Origin of the sequence: Actinoplanes siamensis (assembly GCF_016862395.1) — a bacterium.
Lineage (GTDB): Bacteria > Actinomycetota > Actinomycetes > Mycobacteriales > Micromonosporaceae > Actinoplanes > Actinoplanes siamensis.
This window is the reverse complement of record NZ_BOMW01000021.1, coordinates 166740-186042: the sequence shown is the minus strand read 5'-3', so window position 1 is coordinate 186042 and position 19303 is coordinate 166740. Positions and strand designations below refer to the sequence as shown.

The following is a 19303-nucleotide window of genomic DNA, read 5'->3' as shown; positions in this document are numbered from 1 at the left end:
CATCAGCTCGCAGAGAGGAATCGCATGTTCATCGTGTTGCTCCGGTTCGCCGAGAACAGGGCCGCCGCGGGGGAGCACCTGGCCGGCCACCGGCAGTGGATCGAGCAGGGTCTCCGTGATCAGGTGTTCCTGCTGGCCGGTGGCATTCAGCCCGGCCTCGGGGGCGCTGTGCTGGTGCACAACCTGTCGCTGTCACAGGTGCGCCGGCGGGTGGCGGCGGACCCGTTCGTGATCCACCGGGTCGTCGACGCCGAGATCCTCGAGATCGCGCCGGGCATGGCCGACCCCCGGCTGGAATTCCTGCTACCGGCCCCGGCGGGGTCGTGATCCGACCGTTACGCGCGTGCCGTTTGCGGGTCGGGAACTGGGGAATTTCCCGCCGCCGTCAGTGAATTGATCTTCTGGTTGGGGGAGGCCCGGTGACAGCGGTGGCCGAGAATGATCTGCAGCAACGGCGGACGAGGATCCGGCAGCGGGAACTGCTGCTGACCCTGCAGCGGTGGGCGCCGGCCTATCGGGACGTGGCGGGGGACTGCCTGTCGTACGTCTTCGAGTTGGCCGACGCCACCGAGCCGGAGCGGGAGTGGCTGCGGCAGCAGGTCGCGCAGAGAGGGCTGCCGCAGGTGGCGGGGCCGACCATCGACCAGTTGCGGGCCGAGGGGCGGCGGGCCAACGCCGCGGCGAGCGCCGCCTTCCTCGTCGGTGACCACGTCCGGGCCCGCGACCTGATCGACGACGCCCGGGTGTACGGGGCGCTCTTCGAGACCGAATGGGTCAAGCTGCACCAGTTCATCAGCGCCCAGAGCGGGTACACGCCGGGCATGAGTGAGAAGCCACAGCCCCGAGAACCGGAACCGAAGCAGCCCGTGATCGAGCGCCCGATCGACCTGCAGGACGAGCCCGACCTCAAGAAGCCGGAAACCGTGCCGATGCCGGTCCCCGACGAGCGGCCGGCGTAGGCTTCCCGGCCGGCGCTGACCCGGGCTACACCGATCGGACCAGTTCGGCGGCCTTGGCGATGGTGGTCCGGTCGTAGTCGAAGTACGGGCGCAGCGCGGCCGGTGCCGCCGTCCGGCCCCACTGGTAGATCAGGCGCTGCGTCTCCGTCGACCCGTCGTGCCAGCGGCGCAGCACGTCGTGCAGGTTGAGCGGCGACGGTGACGCCTCGCCGTCGCCCAGGATGAAGGCCAGCTCCGGCACCGCGTCGGCCGGCGACAGGGCGCCGCCGCGGACCCGGCGCATCACCTCGAAGCACGCGTCGAACTGCTCCTGCGCGCTGGGCAGATCCGGACAGAACGAGCCGGGGACCGGCCCCTGGTGCAGGCGGTCCAGCAGCGCCGGGTCGGCGTTCTCCAGGAACTGGTAGTACGTTCCGGCGACGCGGATCACGCCCAGGTTCCAGGCCAGGTACCACATCTTCGACCAGGCCCGCCACAGGTCGAAGTCGCGGAAGGCGATGTACGACCCGGCGATCAGCTTGTCGTTGTTGTCCAGGATGCTCTGGTTCAGCGTGTCGAGGTACGCGAACCGGGCCGCCGAGTAGTCGCCGGCCGCACGGGCGTCCAGGAACCGCGGCACGAACGCCTCGATCACCGCCATCGTGTTCGCCATCCCGCGGCTGAACAGGGCGTCGATCGCGCCGGCCGCGTGGCTCATCAGCACCCACCGGTCGCCCACCGTGCGCGACGAGGAGAACTGCGTGCGGCCGGTGGAGATCCAGCGGAACGCCGGGGTGGCGTTCGCGAACTGGCGCTTGATCGCCGGGAACCGGTCGAGGAACTCGGACCACTCCTGTTCCGCGGTGACGCCCTCGCGCCTCGGGTACCTGTCGGCATCCAGGTTCAGGCCCACGCTGACCAGGTCCGACTCGCTGCCCGGCCGGTTGTCGAACGGGATCACCCACATCCAGCCGCCGTCGAACAGGTGGTGCAGGGTGCCCTCGTGCCAGAGGTTGGGCTGGCCGCTGGACTCCTCCACCGTGTCGTACGGCACCACCCCGCGCAGGTGCGTGAAGATCGTCCGCGAGTTCGTCTCGAACCGGCACGGCTGTTCACGCAGCCCGAACGCGTCGGCCAGCACCGAGGTGCGCCCGGTCGCGTCGATCACGTAGTCGCTGCGGATCGACTCGCCGTTGTCGAGCGCCACGACGGCGGCGTCCGGCCGGATGTCCACGGACTGGATCCGGACCCCCTCCCGGGCGGTCGCGCCATACCGGACGGCCGCCTCGAAGAGGTATTTGTCGATGTCGGCGCGCATCAGGTGCGACTCCGGACCGAACGGTCCCTCCGAGACGCTGCACTGCGTGACCTCGAACGGATCGTGCTCCTGGTCCTCCCGGTGGTACACGAACCCGAAGTTGGTCTTGATGCCGCACCGCCGGCTGGCGTGCTCGAGGATGCCGCCGCTGGTCGACACGTGTGCCAACTCCGGTACGTCGTAACGGGCGGCGAGCAGGCGGAGCAGGAACGACGTCTCACCGATCGTCGACTCGCCGAGGGCGAACCGTGGATGCCTGGCCGCGTCCACGATCGCCACCGACACGCCGAGGCGGGCGAGGATCGCGGCCACCGTGCTCCCGCCGATGCCGCTGCCGAGAACTGTCACGTCGACGTCCATCGTTGATCCTTCCGGTTGGCTCTCACGTCGCCCTCCGCCGCTCGGCGACCTCGTGGTGGTACTCGACGCCGGCCTTCGCCTGAGCGGCGGCCATCGTCCGGCGGGTCATGCCGCCGGACTGCAGCTCGGCCTCGTACGCCCTGATCCGCGGCCAGGTCGACGCGGTGAAGTAGGGCATCACCCGGCGGGCGAACAGGTCGTAGGACCGGCGGGTGGCGTCCGGGTCGGCGATGTCCGACTGCTCGATCAGGAACGTGCCGAAGCCGCCGCTGAGCTCCCACATCCGCTCGATGTGCCGGATCGCCTGCTCAGGCGTGCCGATCACGGCGTTGCCGGTGGTCGTCAGCACGTCCACGACGGCATCCGGGTCGTCCAGATCGACCGGGACGTTAATCGGGAGGATCTGACGAACGAATTTGATGTACGAGGTGATGCCCCACCGCACCTCGGCCCGCGCCTGTGCCTCGGTGGGCGCGACGTGCATCAGGCTCATCACCGACCACCGGCTCCTGTCGAACTGCAGCCCCACCTGGTGCGCCTCGGCGTCGGCGATCTCCGCTGTGGTGCGCAGCGGGTTCTCCGAGCCGGTGCCGATCGCGGCGGACGCGCCGAACGAGATGATGCCGGCGCCGAACCGGCCGGCCAGTCGGGGGCCGGCCGGCGACTTGAAGGCGGCGACCCGGATGTCCAGCGGCCACTGGTACGGCCGCAGGTGCAGGGTCGCCTTCTCTAGCCGGAACCAGTCGGTGGTGCGCGTGACCGGCCCGTCGTACCGCAGCATCGCGGTGATCGCCTCCAGCGACTCGGCCATCATCCGGCGCGCCTGCATCGGGTCGTGCCCGATGGTGCTGGCGTCCAGCGGCAACGCGCCCGAGCCGACCCCGAAGATCAGCCGCCCGCGGGTCAGGTGATCCAGCTGAATGATCCGATCCAGCAGCAGAAACGGATGATGGTAGGAGAGCGTCGCCACGCCGGTGCCGAGCCGGATCCGCCGGGTGCGCTGGGCGGCCGCGGCGATCATCAGCTCGGGCGAGGCGATGATCTGCCAGCCGCCCGAGTGGTGCTCGCCGAACCAGAACTCGTCGTAGCCGAGCCGGTCGCACAGCTCGGCCAGGGCCAGGTCGCCCTCCAGTTGCAGGGTCGGGTCCTCCATCGGGTTGTGGAACGGGAAGACCAGCGCCCCGAACCTCATGCCGTGCCCACCCTCATGCCGTGCCCAACCTCATGTGATGCCCCCTGCCTGCACGGATAGGCCCACTGTAGACTTTGACGCTGGTGTATGCAGTCCGGTGACCGTGATCGTTCGATCCGCCCCGCCGCCGCGGGGTATGCGGCCGTCCCGGCGTGGGTATGCGGCCGTCCCGGCGTGGATCGGGCCTCCTGGCCGCCTGCGGTCCCGCTTCGAGGACCGCTTCCGGGTCGTTTCGTTCGATTACCGGGGTACGGGGTCGAGCCGCGGCCGCTGACTCAGCGGTAGGTCAGCAGGCGGGGGTCGCTCTCGGCGTGGGTGTGCTCGTTGAACGTCGAGAGCGACAGCCCGCCGCGGCCGGAGATCACCTTGGTGACGCCGGTGTTGACCGAGACCCGGTTGAGCGCGGCCCACAGCGCGGCCGGACCGTCCGGTCCGGTCGTGAGCAGGGCGGCGGCCATGGCGATCGGGCCGCCGGAACTGACCGCCAGGATGTCGCGGTGGCGCCGCAGCAGCGCGGCCGCCTGCGCGAGCGCCCGGGTGATCCGGCCGCGGAAGTCCGCGAACGGCTCGATGTAGTCGGCGTCGTGGTCGCCGGAGCACCAGCGCAGCGTCGCGGCGTCGAAGACCTCCTGGAACGCCCGGTCCGGACGGTCCGTTCCGGCCAGCTCGGCCAGCATCGCGGCGCGGTCCCGGTAGTGCGGCCGGTGGATCTCGACGACGTGCTGGAAGTCGAACTCGTTCCAGCCGGGGTCGGTGACCACCGGGATCCGGGCGCCCAGCCCCTCCAGGATCCCGGCCAGGGTCTCCTCGTGGCGGCGCATCGTCCCGCGCAGCGCCAGGGCCGGCCGGACACCCCGGGCGGCCAGGACCCGGCCCAGCACCCGGGCCTGCTCGTGACCGAGATCCGAGAGCGCGTCGTAGTCCTCGGCGCCGAACGACGCCTGACCGTGGCGGATCAACAACAGGCGGGCCACGAGCCACTCACACCATTCGCCGTACGACGGAGAGCGGCAGCACGCGCATCGCCGCCCCGATCGGAACCCACGGCCAGGCCGGGACGTACGCCTTGGGGCTGCGCTTCTCGATGGCCGCCACCATGGCCCGTACACCCGATCTGGTGTCGGTCATGAATCTGGTCTTCTGCTGGACGCGCTCATTCATCTCCGAGCGGATGTAACCCGGATAGATCACCGAGACGTCGACTCCCGGGATGCGCTCGGAACGGAGACCCTCCGCGATCGCCGCCACACCCGCCTTCGTCGCCGCGTAAGTGGTCATCGACCGGCGCATGCCGCGCAGCGCGGACATCGACGAGATCAGCACCAGGTGGCCGCGCCGCTGCTCGCGGAAGATCCGCAGCGCCGCCTCGGTCTGGGCCAGCGCGCCCACGAAGTTCACCATCGCGGTCGCCCGGTTCGCGTCGAAGCGGCCGGTGCCCAGCGGGGCGCCCTTGCCCAGGCCGGCATTGACGATCACCCGGTCGATCCGCCCGAACTCGGCCGCGAACTGCTCGAACACGGTGAAGACCGCGTCGTCCTCGGTGACGTCGAGCTGCTTGACCAACACCCGGCGCGGAGCCAGCTCGTCGCGCAGCACCTCCAGGCGGTCGATGCGGCGGGCGCACAGCGCCAGGTCGTAGCCCAGGGCGGCGAACTGCCGGGCCATCTCCTCGCCCAGGCCGGCGCTGGCGCCGGTGATCAGCACGACTCCACGTTCCATGCCGACACGGTAAGGCAGGAGGCCGCGCGTACTGTCGCGGGTATGCCGGCGATCATCCCCGGCGACATCGACGTGGCATCGACCTGACCGCCCGCCGGGCGCCGGACGCGCGGTGCGGGGCGCCTCGGCCAGTCCGATCAATCCGGGGGCCGGCGCTCGCCGGTGCTGCGTACGCCGCACGCGCGGGCCGCTGGGCAGGCCGGACCGCCTACGAGCGCGCCGCGGGTTTAGCCGGGGACTCCGGTGGTACACGAACCTCCTGACCAACGAAAGGGGAGGTCGATGAATCGTACCGGAAAACTGCTCTTGACGGCCGCGCCGATCGCGGCCGGCGCGGCCGCGGCGGTGGCCGTCAAGCGACGCCGCGCCAGGAGGCCGGCCGCGCGGCGACGGCATGTCGTGACAGTGTTCAAACCGCGCTTCGAGCTGGAGTCGACGCAGCTGCCGGGCTCGCTCAGCGAGATCGCCGACCAGCTGGAAATCACGCTGGCGGAGGCGCCCGGCGGTCGCGGCACGGAGATCGCGGTCCGCATCCGGGACAACGCCACGGTCACCGACGGCCACGTGCGGCGTGCCCTGCGCGAGACACAATCGCTGATCGAGACCGGTGACGTGCTGCTGCCGTCCGGCCCGCCGACCACCAGGCCGACACTGCTGAACCGGCCGTTGCAGATGGCCACCCAGCACGGCCGGGAAGGGGGACTGCTGTGAGAGCGCTGCAGTGGGAGGGCGTCAACAAGTTGGCAGTCGGCACCGTGCCGGACCCGGAACTGCGCAATCCCGGCGACGTCATCGTCCGGGTGACCCGGACGGTCACCTGCGGTTCCGATCTGCACCTGCTGGGCGGTTACATCCCGTTCATGGAGAAGGGCGACGTGCTCGGGCACGAGTTCCTCGGCGAGATCGTCGAGGCGGGCCCGGACGTGCGCAACCACCGGGTCGGCGACCGGGTGGTCGTCTCGTCCTTCATCTCCTGCGGGAACTGCTGGTACTGCGACCAGAAGCTGTACTCGCTCTGCGAGAACGGCAACACCAACCCGGCGATCACCGAGACCTTGTGGGGACACGCGCCCAGCGGCTGCTTCGGTTACTCGCACGCGATGGGCGGCAACGCCGGCAGTCACGCGGAGTACATCCGGGTGCCGTTCGCGGACGTCGGCGCGTTCACCGTGCCGGACGCGGTCAGCGACGAGCGCGCGCTGTTCGCCTCGGACTCCGCGTCGACCGGCTGGATGGGCGCCGACCTGGGCGGGGTCAAGCCGGGCGACGTCGTCGCGGTCTGGGGCGCCGGGGCGGTGGGCCAGATGGCGGCCCGGGCCGCGACGCTGCTCGGCGCGGCCCGGGTGATCGTCATCGACCGCCTGGAGAACCGGCTGCAACAGGTGGAGCAGCACATCGGCGCGGAGACGCTGAACTACGAGCAGACAGATGTGGGAGGTGAGCTGCGCGAGCGCAGCGGCGGCCGGGGCCCGGACGTGTGCATCGAGGCGGTCGGCATGGAGGCCCACGCGCCGGGAGCGCAGTTCGCGTACGACCAGATCAAGCAGCAGTTGCGGCTGCAGACCGACCGCCCGATCGCGGTACGGGAGGCGATCCACGCCTGTCGCAAGGGCGGATCGGTGTTCGTGCTCGGCGTCTACGCCGGGTTCGTCGACAAGTTCCCGCTCGGCGCCCTGATGAACAAGGGCCTGACCGTACGCGGCGCGCAGATGCACGGGCAGCGGTACATCCCGATGCTGCTGGACCGGATGGCCAAGGGTGAGTTGGTCACCGAGCACCTGGCCACGCACGTGCTGCCGCTGGACCGGGCGCCGGAGGGCTACCGCATGTTCAAGGAGAAGGAGGACGGCTGCGTCCGCGCCGTCTTCCTGCCCTGATCGACCGCCGGCCGGGTGGCCGGTCGTTGCCGGGGCCGATCCTGCCCGACCAGGGCGACCTGGTCGGCGAACGGGTCGGCCCCGCACCGCGCCTCGACACGGTCGAGGTCCGCGTGCCGCACGGCTCCTCAGATGAACGTCTCGTCCTGATCGGACACCGGGGCTGCTTCCGTCGACGGCCGTCGCTATGGTGATCACCGATCGATCTGCCGGGCTCGTCGACCCGGCTCACGGGGTGTCGATATGAGGAGACAACCATGCGCACAGTCCTGCGCGCGGGCGCCGTCGCGCTCGCGGCCGGATCCGTCCTGTTCGGCGGCGCCGCCGCGGCCCAGGCGGCCCCGGCCGGCGTGACCGTCAGCGTCAACCGCCTGATCCTGGAGCCCGGCCAGTTCGGCCACAGCGGCAGCATCCGGATCACCGTCAAGAACCGCACCAGCGAGCCGGTGAGGGGCAACATCGCCATCACCGAGCCGATCGAGAGCACGTTCGACCAGTTCCTCGGCGCGTCCGGCTGTGGGCTCGGCGCGACCGGCGACAACCGGACGATCGCCTACTGCAATCTCGACAACGCGATCCAGCCCGGCGCGAACGGCACCGTCACGGTGACCTTCCGCTCGCCGGCCAAGCCGCAGGCGTTCGCGCAGGCGGCCACGCAGAGCGGCACCGTCGAGGTGGCCGGCGCCACCGCCGAGTTCGCCACCGTGTTCCGCTCCACCAGCGGCAAGCTCACCAACCCGGCGCCGTACGTGCCGGACACCGAGCCGAAGCTGGCGGTGACCGCGGGCGACGTCACCCTGACCCGTCAGCAGGACGGCACCTTCCTGGGCGCGGTGCCGGTCACCGTCCGCAGCAACGGCGACGCCCCGCACCGCGGTCTGGGCGCCGAGATCGCCACGCCGGCCGGCGTCAACGGCTGGCCGGAGATCTTCCCGAGCGAGGTCTGCGTCGGCGGCGGCGAGCTGCCGGTCCCGCCGGGCGGTTCCAGCGAGGCCTGCTCCGTGGCCGGTGGCCAGATCGCCGAGGGCCAGGAGCGCACCTTCGAGTGGGTCCTGACCGCGCCGGCCGACACCCCGATCGGTTCGCTCGGCACCGGCTCGACGCTGGTGAGGCTGGAGCAGGGCCCGTCGCAGACCGGCGGCGCCAACATCGCCACCTTCACCATCACTGTCGCCGAGTAGTCCTCGCCGGACCGCAGCGGCCCCGATCGAAGGATCGGGGCCGTTGCCGTCATCGGCGGCGGGCCATCCACTGCCAGATGTGGGTGCCGTGCACGGCCGGGTCGTTGCGGGCCAGGTAGATCCAGGACCAGTGGCCCGGGAACCGGTGACCGTTCCACACCACCTGGTCGTACAGAGTGAGCAGGGACCGTGGGATCAGCTCGTGGGCGTGCACCGAGTTGGCGCCCGGATCGACGGTGTCGTCGTCCCGGGAGGCGATCAGCCAGGTCGGCGTGCCGATCGCGGCCAGTTCGGCGTCCGGGATCAGCGGCGGGTCCCCGGCCACCACGCCGCAGACCGGGACCGAGGCGGCGAACAGCGAACGGTACACCGCGGTCATCTTCAGGCTCATGTAGCCGCCGTTGCTGCACCCGGCCACGTAGATCCGGTCCGGGTCGACCGCCCGCCGGGCGCACACCTCGGCGATGATCTCCCGGATCAGCGGGGCGAACCGGTCGCCGTCCGCCATCCAGTACGACGTGCTCTGCGGGGCCACCACGTACGCTCCGCCGAAGATCTGCTGGGCCTGCGGGGTCGCGAAGCCCAGCGCGCCGCGGTTGGCGCGCAGCGTGGTCTCGTTGTCGTAGTAGCCGTCCGGCAGCGACGCGCCCTCGCCGCCGCCGTGCAGCCAGACGATCAGCGGCCGGCGGCCCCGGCGCGGCGGGGAGAACAGCCGGTACTTCAGGCCCGAGCGGGAGATGTGGTGGCTGAACGCGTCGACCTCGGGGTTGGCCAGCCGGCCCTGGACGAACGCCGGGATGGTCACCGGGCCGTTCCGGGTCGGCAGTGGGGCGTTCTGGGTGATCGTGTAATCCAGGTCGAGCCGGACGTTGCGGCCCCGGCTCCCGAGGTAGCCGAGCGTGCCGCCGCCGACCTGGCCCTCGGCGTAGCCCAGATCGAGCACGATGTTGCCGCGGTGGTCCACCCGGGCGGCGGTGACCGGGCGGTCCAGGTCGTACCCGCCAGGGTCGGCAATCGGGCTCGTCGCCGTGGCGTGGACGCTGAACGTGCCGGTGCTGACGCTGTGCGGGGCCAGCCGTGCGGTGTCCAGGGTGACCGAGACGACCTGCTCGCCGCCGTCGAGGGTCACCGCGTCGAGCCGGAATCCGACGCTGCCGGTGGTGGCGGCCCGGGCGGTCCCCGACAGGGCCAGCCCGGCGGCGGTTCCGGCGCCGGCGGCCAGCAGGCCGCGTCGACTGATGGCCATGAGACATCTCCAATCGTCGATGCATGCAACGTAACGCCGGGGAAAACCGCATGCAACATCATGGCTGTCCGGCCAGCAGCCGCAGCGAGTCCGGAAACTCCGGGCCGCGACCGCAGGGTGCCCCGCATCGTGCCTGCCGGGCGCCGCTCTTCAGGTCCGCGCGCAACCGCCGGCCGAACCGCCCGACCGCCTTCCGGCCGACGAAGGACCAGGCCACGTCCGGTGAGGACCGTGCCGCGCGGGGCGTGCGTGCGTCGTGTCGACCGCGGGCCGGCTTGCGAGGTGTCTGCTTGGTGGCTGACGCCGGTGGTCAGCTGCGGGTGACTTCGAGGGTGCCCAGGCCGCCGGCGGCGACGATGTCGAGTCCCGGGGCGGCGTCGAGGTCGCCGGAGCGCACCGTCGTGCCCGCTGCGGTCCCGTCCGAGTGCTGGCCGTAGAGCGCGACGTCACCGGCGCCGCTGGCCACCTGGACACGCACCGGGACCTGGACGGCGGTCACGATCCGCCAGATGCTCACGCCGCCGGCCATCCGGATCGGCACCGTGCCGCTCAGCCGGCCCAGCGTCATGTCGATGCGCTCCGCGCCACCGTTCAGGTCGATCCGGTTGACCGCGCCGGCACTCAGGTCGAGCGCGACCGACCTGGTCCCCGCCCCGGTCCGCAGCTGCCAGATGCGCCTGTCGCTGAGTAGGACCTCGACCGGGCCGGCGTCACCCGGCCGGGCGCTGACCCGCAGCACGCCGCCGGTGAACGCGCCCTCGGCCGGCCCGCTGACCCGGAAGTCCGCATCGTCCAGCCGGGCCGTCCGTACCACCAGATCGGTCAGCCCGGTGACCACCTCGAACCGTCCCCGCAAGGGGGAGGCTCGGACCGGCGTCGTCGGCAGCGGCCGGGGCGCCGGCGGGCTCGGCTGCAGGGAGATGACCGCCTGTGGCGACTCCGGGGGGATGATGACCGGCCCGGACGCCCGCTGCCGGATCTCCGCATCGGCCAGCGGGCGGGCGAGCACCACCGACCCGCCGATCACGAACAGCGCCAGCAGCCCGGTGAGGAGCGCCGGCCGCCGCCGGCGACGCACGACAGGCGTATCCGGCCAGTAGTCCGAGATGTTGGGCCAGTTGGCGGGCGGCTTCACGCGTCTCCTCGGGGCGCATCGATCAGATCCCCGAGGACGGTACCGTTTCGTTGGCGCGCCGCCAACAGACCTCACCCGCGGGCGCGGACCTGCCCCACGATCGCGTTGAACGCGACGTCCTCGATCGAGGGACGCGGCTGGGACGCCTCCTCCGGCCACCACCGGGCCACCGACTGCACGCCCGGCTCGATCAGGTCCAGCCGGCTGAACAGCCGGCCCAGCTGCTCGCCCGTCCGGGCCTGGAAACGCCCGTCGCCGTTCGCGGCCTCGAGCTGCTCGATCGCCTCGGCCGGCAGGTACTCCCAGGTGGAGTGGGAGGCGACCACCCAGCTGCCCGGCGGCAGGGCGTCCAGGATGGTGTCGACGACGCCTTGCGGGTCCTCGTCGTCGCGGACGAAGTGCAGCACCGCGACCAACATCACCGCGATCGGCCGCGTCCAGTCGAGCGTCGCGCGGACCTCCGGATCGTCCAGGATGGTCCGCGGCTCGCGCAGGTCCGCGTCGATGTACGCGGTGACCCCCTCGGGCGTGCTGGTCAGCAGCGCGCGGGCGTGGGTCAGCACGATCGGATCGTTGTCGACGTAGACGATCCGCGCCGCCGGGTCGATCCGCTGCGCGACCTCGTGCGTGTTGTCCGCGGTCGGGATGCCGGTGCCGATGTCCAGGAACTGCCGGATGCCTCGCTCGGCCAGGAACTTCACGGCCCGCTGCAGGAAGTACCGGTTCTCCATGGCGGCGAGCCGGATCGTCGGCATGCCCTTCTCGATGGCGTCGGCCGAGGCCCGGTCCGCGGCGAAGTTGTCCTTGCCGCCGAGCAGGTAGTTGTAGCGCCGGGCCGGATGCGCCACGGTGGTGTCGATCCGATCCAGTGCACTCCGCCGGTCAGCCACCGACGCCTCCTCAAACCGAGCCGAAGATCCGCACGCATCGTAATACCGATCGGCACGTCCGCAGTGGACCGGACCCGGGGTCCGCCGATGAACGGTGGGTGATCAGCAGAACTGGGCGCGCAGGTCGGTGAGCAGATCCTCGGTGCGCCCGTCGAACGTCTCCAGCGCGGTGGCGAACGTGTCGGCGAGCGCCCTGGCCGGGTCCGGGTCCATGGTGTTGAAGATCGTGATCACCGCCAGGGGAGCGCGGTCGATGCGTTCCCGCAGCTCGGCGCGCTGTTGGTCGGTGAGGCGGTGTTCCAGCTGGTCCAGCGGCAGGCCGGTGGTCGCGGTCACCAGCGCCGCCGCGGAGATCAGCCGGAACACCGCGCGCCGGTCCGGGAACGGCAGCGGGTCACCGCGGTCCAGCGCCTCCAGCGCCGGGCGGGCCCAGTCGAGCGTGTCCAGGCCGGCGACCTCGAACGCGCGGCGGGCCAGCCAGCGGGTCACTGTGCGTTGCTTCGCCGGTGGCCAGGCGGCGAATTCACCCGCCACCGCTGCGTAGCCGGCCGGCGCCGGGATGGCGGTCACCGGCGGCGGCGCGGCCGGCCGCACGACGATCGAGGACCGCAGCGCGTGCAGGGCACACCGCCGCAGCACGACCGCCTGCAGGCTGCGGTCGCTGTCCTGGACCGCGTACGCGGTACCCAACCGCTGCGCCGGGTCGTCCCCGTCCCCGGGGAACGCCGCGGCCGCGATGTCCTGCACCGCGTTCATCGCCTGCAGATCACCGGCGAGCCGCTCGTGCAGCACCCGCAACGGGGTCCGCAGCTCCGGCGCGGGCGCCCGGCCGGCGTCCAGCGCCTCGAGCACCTGCCGGACCGCCCGTTCGCCGGCCAGCTGCGCGTCCTCGGCGATCAGCCGGGTGCGGAACGCCAGCATCGCCGGCACGTTCTCCGGCGTCGGCGCGGCCAGCATCCGCCGGATGAACGGGTCGTCCAGCGCGGCCAGGCCGCGCCCGGCCTCCGGGACGAGGTCGTCCGGCACCAGGTTCAGGATGACTCCGGGAAGGTCCTGCTCCATGAGATCGAAGGGCAGCCGTACGCCGGTGATCCGCTCGGCGAGGGCCAGCCCGGCCGCCTCCGGGATGATGTCCTCGTCGTGCCCGAACGGCAGCCCCACCAGGAGCGCGTCGAGCAGGCCGGGGGCCGCTCCGGAGCGCCGTTCCGGCCGGATCTGGTCCAGCTCCACCTGCGTCCGGTCGTCGCTGACGTAGGTGAACTGGGACCGTCCGCTCACGTCGCGGTACACACTCAGCGCGACGCCGTCGCCGGCCGCGGCCACCCGACGCAGCACCTCGGAGCGGACACCCTGACCGCCATTGATCTCGATGCCGAGGTGCCAGTCGCCGACCCGGCCGACGATCAGGGTGGCGGGTTCCTCGCCGTACCGGAAATTGTCCAGAATCTGCGCGAGATCGGCCGGCGGGAGCATTTTCTCCGGGTCGCCGCCGAAGGCCGTGATCAGCGCGGCGTCGTCGAGGCCGCGGGCGAGCGTGAGGCAGAATGCCTCGCCCCACTCGGCGTCCACCAGCATCCGGTCGTAGTACTCCGCCGCCTCGTCCCCCACCTCGCCACCGTACGTTTTGTCAGAGTGTCCCGGAGTCGATTCAAGGCAGGCCGGCCCGATGACGACGGCGGCCTCCTCCGGCCGGCCGCCGGGGTACGCCGATCGGGGAGGTGCCGGGTGACCGCGTGCCCACCGCGCGCAAGGTCCGCCCGCACGGTCCGCGGCTCGACGCCCGGGACACCATTTCCGCGCCACTCCGGCGTGCGCGCCGGTCCTCCCGTCGGTGGCGTTTTTGTTCTCCTTTTGGTGAGTAGGCAGTTCAACTCGACTGTGTAAGCCTTTCCCGGTGACCGTACGCCGGATGCCGCTCCCGGAAATCCTCGCCACGTATCGGCCGCCGGCCGGTGGCGACACGTGGGAAAGAGCGATACCCGACCTGCTGGCCGACCCGGACGACGCGCGCGTCGTCGAACTGCTGCGCGCCGAACTGGCCGCGTACGGTGACTTCCGCGAGCCGATCGTGGTGGAGCCCGCCGAGCGCGACATCCTCGACGGCCTGCACCGGATCGTCGCCGCGGTGCTCACCGAGCACGCCGCGCTCGACGTCGCCGACACCTACGAGGACCTGCCGGAACGCCGCCGGATCCGGGTCGTCCTGGCGGTGCCGGGGCTGACCTCGGCGGCCGTCGACCGGCTGGCCACGGTGCTGAGATCGTTCCCGCTGGCCGGCGACTGGACCACCTGTGACCTGCTGCTGCCCGGCGATGGGCAGGTGACGGGCTGGTGGACCTGCCCGGCCGGTCTCGACGAGCGGCTGGGGGCCGAGCTCGCGTCCCGGGCCACCGAAGCCGGCCTCCGGCTGAGTCTGCTAGCGATCAGTGACGTGGACGCGGGCTGATCGGTAGCCGTGCCACCGGAGGGGTCACTCTCCGAGACTGGTGCTCCACGGCGGTCACGCGGCGGAGCCGGTGCGTGACCGCCGGGTGGCACGACGCTAGGACGGGCTTGGACCACCTGTGGTACAAGCCCGTGCCGGCGGCTCAGTGCGGGCCGACCGCCACGATGGTGATGGCGGCGCCGCCGATCTCGTCGGACTCGGCCAGGTCGACAGTGGCGTCGATGCCCCAGTCGTGGTCGCCGGCCGGGTCCTCGAAGACCTGCCGGACCGCCCACACCCCGGGCCCGGTGTCGATCTGCAGCAGCTGCGGGCCGCGGGCCGACGGTCCGGTGCCCAGCTCGTCGTACTCGTCGAAGTAGTCGTCGACGGCCTCGCGCCAGCGCTCCGCGCTCCAGCCGGACTCGCCGTCCAGCTCGCCCAGCTCGTCGTAGCGGCCCAGCGCGGCCAACTCGACCCGGCGGAACATCGCGTTGCGTACCAGGACCTTGAAAGCGCGGACGTTGCGGGTGACAGCCGGCGGCTTGTCGTCGATCCGGACCTCCTCGACGGCGGCGCCCGGGTTGCGCAGGCGTTCCCACTCGTCGAGCAGGCTGGAGTCGACCTGCCGGACCAGCTCGCCGAGCCATTCGATCAGGTCACCGAGCTCTTCGGTACGGGCGTCCTCGGGCACCGTCTGGCGCAGCGCCCGGTAGGCGTCGGCCAGGTAGCGCAGCACCAGGCCCTCGGAGCGGGACAGGCCGTAGAACGAGACGTATTCGGTGAACGTCATGGCCCGCTCGTACATGTCGCGGACCACGGACTTCGGCTTGATCTCGTAGTCGCCGACCCACGGGTGGCCACGCCGGTACGTCTCGTACGCCGCCTCGAGCAGCTCCCGCAGCGGCTGCGGCCAGGTCACCTCCTCGAGCAGCTCCATGCGCTGCTCGTACTCGATGCCCTCGGCCTTCATCGCGTTGACGGCCTCACCGCGCGCCTTCTGGCGCTGCGCCGAGAGCACCTGGCGCGGGTCCTCCAGGGTGGACTCGATCACCGAGACGACGTCGAGCGGGTACTCCGGCGCCTCCTTGTCCAGCAGTTCCAGGCAGGCCAGCGCGAACGGCGACAGCGCCTGGTTCAGCGCGAAGTCCAGCTGCAGGTCGTCGACCAGCTTGTAGAGGCCCTCCGGGGTGCGCTCGATGACCCCGCCGGCGATCAGCGCACGGGCGATGGCGATCGCGCGGCGGATGTGTCTGCGCTGCTGGGCCGGCTCCTCGTGGTTGTCGGTGAGCAGGTGCCGCATCGCCTGGTACGGGTCGCCGCCACGGGCCAGCACGTTCAGCAGCATCGCGTGCGAGACCTCGAACGACGAGGTCAGCGGCTCCGGCTCGGCCTCGACCAGACGGTCGAAGGTGGGCCGGCCCCAGCCGATCTGCCCCTCCGGGGGCTTCTTGCGCACGACCTTGCGCCGCTTCTTCGGGTCGTCACCGGCCTTCGCGAGCGCCCGCTCGTTGTCGATCACGTGTTCCGGGGCCTGCACCAGCACGGTGCCGAGGGTGTCGAACCCGGCCCGGCCGGCCCGGCCCGCGATCTGGTGGAACTCGCGGGCCTTGAGCAGGCGGGTCTTCACGCCGTCGTACTTCGACAGGCCGGTGAACAGCACCGTGCGGATCGGCACGTTGATGCCGACTCCCAGCGTGTCCGTCCCGCAGATCACCTTCAGCAGGCCGGCCTGGGCGAGCGTCTCCACGAGCCGCCGGTACTTCGGCAGCATGCCCGCGTGGTGGACGCCGATGCCGTGCCGGACCAGGCGCGACAGCGTACGCCCGAAGCCCGCGGTGAACCGGAAGCTGCCGATCGCCTTGGCGATCGCGTCCTTCTCCTCGCGTGTGCTCATGTTGATGCTCATCAGCGACTGGGCGCGTTCCAGCGCCGCCGCCTGGGTGAAGTGCACGATGTAGACCGGCGCCTGCTTGGTGGCCAGCAGCTCCTCGATGGTCTCGTGCAGCGGCGTCATGGCATAGCTGAAGATCAGCGGCACCGGACGCTCGGCGTTGCTGACGACAGCGGTCTGCCGTCCGGTACGACGGGTGAGGTCGTCGACGAACCGGGTGGTGTCGCCGAGGGTCGCCGACATCAGCAGGAACTGCGCCTGCGGCAGCTCGATCAGCGGCACCTGCCAGGCCCAGCCGCGGTCGGGCTCGGCGTAGAAGTGGAACTCGTCCATCACCACCTGGCCGACGTCGGCCTCGGCGCCCTCGCGCAGGGCCAGGTTGGCCAGGATCTCCGCGGTGCAGCAGATGATCGGCGCGTCCGCGTTGACGCTGGCGTCGCCGGTCAGCATGCCCACGTTGTGCGCGCCGAAGATCTCGCAGAGCGCGAAGAACTTCTCGCTGACCAGCGCCTTGATCGGGGCGGTGTAGAAGGTGGTGCGGCCGTCGGCCAGCGCGGCGAAGTGCGCGCCCGCGGCGACCAGGCTCTTCCCCGAGCCGGTCGGGGTGTTCAGGATGACGTTGGAGCCGGTCGCGATCTCGATCAGCGCCTCCTCCTGATGCGGGTACAGGGTGATGCCCTGCTCCGTCACCCAGGACTGGAAGGCTTCGAAGACGGCGTCGGGCTCGGCGGGGCCCGAGGAGGCGGAGCCGGGAAGGCGATCGGTCAGCGTCATGATGTTGCAAGTTTGTCAGTTCGCCCCGAACATCGCGTAAAGGGGACCGGCCAGGCCGCCCGCGATGCCGACCACAGCGGCGATGACCGCGACGGTTGCCGCGATGCGTGTGCGCATGTCCGTTTCTCCCAGTCAGCGTCTGATCCTGAAGAGGCGAACTATGCCCGGCGACGGTTGCGGGCCGGGGTGCGATCCGGTTGCATCGCCCGCGGGTTCACTCGTTGAGCAGGTCCCGCAGCAGCTGCTCGTCCTTGGCGTCCAGGTTCCCGACGAAGCGGCGCAGCACCGAGGCGCGGTCCGCCTCGTCCGACAACAGCCGGGTCATCCGGTCGGCGACCAGCGCGGCCGGGCCGTGCGGCGCGCCGTAGCGGAAGGCGCGCCCGTCCCGGTGCCGGGACGCCGAGCCCTTCTCGTAGAGCCGGGTGAGCGTGGTGACCACCGTGCTGTACGACAACTCACCGGACGGTTCCAGGCGGTCGCGGACCTCGCCCGGGGTCATCGGCCGGTCGCCGGCGCCCAGCACCGTCATGATCTCCGTCTCCAACTGGCCCGGCCGCCGTCTGCTCACGATGCGACTGTATCGATCGGCCCGGGGAAAGCGGGAGACCGGGCGGCCGCGCCATGACCGGGCCGCAGCGGGCCCTGGTGGCCTCGAACCTGGTCTACACGATCGGGGCGGCAGGGCTCGTGGCGCAGGCCGGGACGCGCGCCTCGTACCAGATCATGATCCTGGGCATCAGCGCGGCGAGTCTGGCACGCGACCGGCCAGTACCTGGGTGTTTTCGGACTCGGGGCCGGGCTGGCCGAGACGTTCGGCCCGGCGTTGCTGATCTGGCTCTGCATCACCTGGGGACGGCCCGGGTGGTTATGTGACCGGGGCCGTGTTGCCCTGACCGGCTTCGCCGTGCCGGTCGCCGTCCGGCGGGCCGTAAGGTGATCGACTGTGAGTGAGCACGAGCGGGGCTGCACGGTGACCGTCTGCCGGGACTGCTGCTGCGGGAACCCCGGCAAGCACCCGGCCGTCGACCACGACGCGCAGATCGAGAGGTTGCGGTCGGCGCTGGGCCCGGCGCACCGCGTCCGGACCAGCCTCTGCCTGGACGTCTGCGCCCAGTCCAACGTCCTGGTCGTGCAACCCGCCCCGGAGGCGCGGCGGCGTGGCGCGCGGCCGGTCTGGTTCGGGCTGGTGCTCGACGACGTGGTGCTCGACGACATCGCCGGGTATGTCCGGGCCGGTGGGCCGGGGCGGGCGCCGATGTCCCCGATGCTGGAGCTGTCGGTGATCACGGCGCCGGGCGGCGCCCTCGGCGCGGCCGGAGTGAGAGCATGACCTCCGGCTCCCCGCGCGCGGAGAGGTAGCGAGATGTTCGATCATTTCGTCTGGTCGGTGGTCGTCGTCCCACCGCTGGCCGTGATCGTGGTGCGGCTGCTCGCCGACCGGCTCGCGCCCGGACGGGCGGCCTCGGTGATCGCCTGGACGGCGGTGACCGTCGCGGTGACCAGCACGGTCAACCTGCTGCTGCTGGCCGCGCACGCGCTCGCCCAGGTGCCCGCGATCGGCCGGCTGTTCGGCTGGTCCGCCGCTGTCGTCGCGCACGACACGGCCGGCGTCGAGTGGGTGCCGTGGCTGAGCCTGATCCTGCTGGCCGCCGCGGCCGTCTCGGTGGGCCTGCGCTGGCGACGCCAGCGGAAGGTGCTGGCCATGGTCCCGGCCGGCGGCCCGGGAGGCCTGGTGGTCGTGCCCGAGGACGCGCCGCGGGCGTTCGCGGTGCCCGGCGAGCCGGGGCACGTGGTGGTCACCACCGGGATGCGCGCGCTGCTCACCGAGCCGCAGTTCGAGGCGCTGCTCGCCCACGAGAAGGCGCATCTGGCCGAGCGCCATCACCGGCTGGCCCGGGCGGCGGAGCTGGCGGTGGCCGCGCACCCGGCGCTGTGGTGGGTCGGCCGGCACGTCGACTACCTGATCGAGCGGGCCGCCGACGAGCGGGCCGCGGCGTCACTGGGCGGCCGTCGCACGCTGGCCCACGCGATCGGGGTGGCGGCGCTGGCCGGGGCGGGGAGCCCGTTCGCGGCGGCGCTGCACGCGGCGGTGCCGGGTGGGGTCGTACCCCGGCGGGTCGCCCACCTGTTGCGGCCCCGACCGCGTGCCGCGTCGCGGGCCTTCCTGCTGCTGCCGGTCGCGGTGGCGCTGAGTTCGGTGGTCTGGACCGGCGAGGCCGCTCTCGACCTGGTCGAGCTCCTCCACGCCGCGCTTCGCTGAACGCCTGCGCGCGGGGGGGCCTCGACGGTCGTGAGACACCCCGGAACGCCGGCCGCCGGCGTGCGCGCGGAAATCGCCCGGAACGGCCGCGCCCGCC

Annotated in this window: 18 protein-coding genes; 8 read left to right on the top strand and 10 right to left on the bottom strand. The window is 71.7% G+C overall.

Going from position 1 to position 19303, the window contains the following annotated elements; all coding sequences use genetic code 11:
- On the top strand, nucleotides 1-327 hold a 327-nt coding region (locus Asi03nite_RS12065), incomplete at its 5' end, for a YciI family protein (RefSeq protein WP_239102630.1).
- Between the two features lie 92 nt (nucleotides 328-419).
- Entirely contained in the window at nucleotides 420-959 is a 540-nt protein-coding gene (locus Asi03nite_RS12060; protein WP_203679044.1) for a hypothetical protein, read from the top strand.
- 25 nt (nucleotides 960-984) lie between these two features.
- Here Asi03nite_RS12060 and Asi03nite_RS12055 read toward each other — a convergent pair whose 3' ends face one another.
- The 4 genes from Asi03nite_RS12055 to Asi03nite_RS12040 form a co-directional block, all read right to left on the bottom strand.
- Nucleotides 985-2616: an NAD(P)/FAD-dependent oxidoreductase gene (locus tag Asi03nite_RS12055; protein ID WP_203679042.1), complete on the bottom strand. Its 1632-nt coding sequence runs from the start codon at nucleotides 2614-2616 to the stop codon at nucleotides 985-987.
- Between the two features lie 22 nt (nucleotides 2617-2638).
- On the bottom strand, nucleotides 2639-3808 hold the full coding sequence (locus Asi03nite_RS12050) for an LLM class flavin-dependent oxidoreductase (protein WP_203679040.1): 1170 nt from the start codon (nucleotides 3806-3808) through the stop codon (nucleotides 2639-2641).
- A gap of 275 nt (nucleotides 3809-4083) precedes the next feature.
- Nucleotides 4084-4782, bottom strand: coding sequence for a histidine phosphatase family protein (locus Asi03nite_RS12045; RefSeq protein WP_203679038.1), 699 nt, complete (start codon nucleotides 4780-4782; stop codon nucleotides 4084-4086).
- Between the two features lie 7 nt (nucleotides 4783-4789).
- Nucleotides 4790-5527, bottom strand: coding sequence for an SDR family oxidoreductase (locus tag Asi03nite_RS12040; protein ID WP_203679036.1), 738 nt, complete (start codon nucleotides 5525-5527; stop codon nucleotides 4790-4792).
- Nucleotides 5528-5809: 282 nt separating this feature from the next.
- On the opposite strand from Asi03nite_RS12040, the gene Asi03nite_RS12035 reads away from it, so the two are divergent.
- From Asi03nite_RS12035 to Asi03nite_RS12025, 3 genes are all read left to right on the top strand, one after another.
- On the top strand, nucleotides 5810-6238 hold the full coding sequence (locus tag Asi03nite_RS12035; RefSeq protein ID WP_203679034.1) for a hypothetical protein: 429 nt from the start codon (nucleotides 5810-5812) through the stop codon (nucleotides 6236-6238).
- Nucleotides 6235-7404, top strand: coding sequence for a zinc-dependent alcohol dehydrogenase (locus Asi03nite_RS12030; protein WP_203679032.1), 1170 nt, complete (start codon nucleotides 6235-6237; stop codon nucleotides 7402-7404). The genes Asi03nite_RS12035 and Asi03nite_RS12030 overlap by 4 nt, the downstream gene beginning before the upstream one ends.
- A gap of 257 nt (nucleotides 7405-7661) precedes the next feature.
- A complete protein-coding gene (locus Asi03nite_RS12025; RefSeq protein ID WP_203679030.1) occupies nucleotides 7662-8585 on the top strand; it encodes a hypothetical protein in 924 nt (307 codons plus the stop codon).
- Nucleotides 8586-8634: 49 nt separating this feature from the next.
- On the opposite strand, the gene Asi03nite_RS12020 is transcribed toward Asi03nite_RS12025, so the two are convergent.
- The 4 genes from Asi03nite_RS12020 to Asi03nite_RS12005 all read right to left on the bottom strand — a co-directional run bounded on the left by Asi03nite_RS12020 (nucleotide 8635) and on the right by Asi03nite_RS12005 (nucleotide 13464).
- Nucleotides 8635-9831: a prolyl oligopeptidase family serine peptidase gene (locus tag Asi03nite_RS12020; RefSeq protein ID WP_203679028.1), complete on the bottom strand. Its 1197-nt coding sequence runs from the start codon at nucleotides 9829-9831 to the stop codon at nucleotides 8635-8637.
- 310 nt (nucleotides 9832-10141) lie between these two features.
- A complete protein-coding gene (locus tag Asi03nite_RS12015) occupies nucleotides 10142-10966 on the bottom strand; it encodes a hypothetical protein (protein ID WP_203679027.1) in 825 nt (274 codons plus the stop codon).
- Nucleotides 10967-11037: 71 nt separating this feature from the next.
- The gene (locus tag Asi03nite_RS12010; RefSeq protein WP_203679026.1) at nucleotides 11038-11856 is read right to left on the bottom strand and encodes an SAM-dependent methyltransferase; all 819 of its coding nucleotides are present in this window, start codon (nucleotides 11854-11856) and stop codon (nucleotides 11038-11040) included.
- A gap of 102 nt (nucleotides 11857-11958) precedes the next feature.
- Nucleotides 11959-13464: a DUF6461 domain-containing protein gene (locus Asi03nite_RS12005; RefSeq protein ID WP_203679025.1), complete on the bottom strand. Its 1506-nt coding sequence runs from the start codon at nucleotides 13462-13464 to the stop codon at nucleotides 11959-11961.
- Between the two features lie 301 nt (nucleotides 13465-13765).
- Here Asi03nite_RS12005 and Asi03nite_RS12000 point away from each other — a divergent pair, with 301 nt between their 5' ends.
- Nucleotides 13766-14302 (top strand): hypothetical protein, encoded by a 537-nt coding sequence (locus Asi03nite_RS12000; RefSeq protein ID WP_203679024.1) that lies wholly within the window; start codon nucleotides 13766-13768, stop codon nucleotides 14300-14302.
- 142 nt (nucleotides 14303-14444) lie between these two features.
- On the opposite strand, the gene Asi03nite_RS11995 is transcribed toward Asi03nite_RS12000, so the two are convergent.
- Both Asi03nite_RS11995 and Asi03nite_RS11990 read right to left on the bottom strand, forming a co-directional pair.
- Nucleotides 14445-16946 carry a DEAD/DEAH box helicase gene (locus Asi03nite_RS11995; protein WP_203679023.1) on the bottom strand — a complete coding sequence of 834 codons (2502 nt, stop codon included), beginning with the start codon at nucleotides 16944-16946 and terminating at the stop codon, nucleotides 14445-14447.
- A gap of 214 nt (nucleotides 16947-17160) precedes the next feature.
- Nucleotides 17161-17514 carry a BlaI/MecI/CopY family transcriptional regulator gene (locus Asi03nite_RS11990; RefSeq protein ID WP_239102629.1) on the bottom strand — a complete coding sequence of 118 codons (354 nt, stop codon included), beginning with the start codon at nucleotides 17512-17514 and terminating at the stop codon, nucleotides 17161-17163.
- Nucleotides 17515-17916: 402 nt separating this feature from the next.
- Between Asi03nite_RS11990 and Asi03nite_RS11985 the strand changes: the two genes are divergently transcribed.
- Together Asi03nite_RS11985 and Asi03nite_RS11980 are read left to right on the top strand one after the other, a co-directional pair.
- Entirely contained in the window at nucleotides 17917-18276 is a 360-nt protein-coding gene (locus tag Asi03nite_RS11985; protein WP_203679094.1) for a hypothetical protein, read from the top strand.
- A gap of 33 nt (nucleotides 18277-18309) precedes the next feature.
- Nucleotides 18310-19206 (top strand): M48 family metalloprotease, encoded by an 897-nt coding sequence (locus Asi03nite_RS11980; protein ID WP_203679022.1) that lies wholly within the window; start codon nucleotides 18310-18312, stop codon nucleotides 19204-19206.
- The last annotated feature ends 97 nt before the right edge of the window (nucleotides 19207-19303 follow it).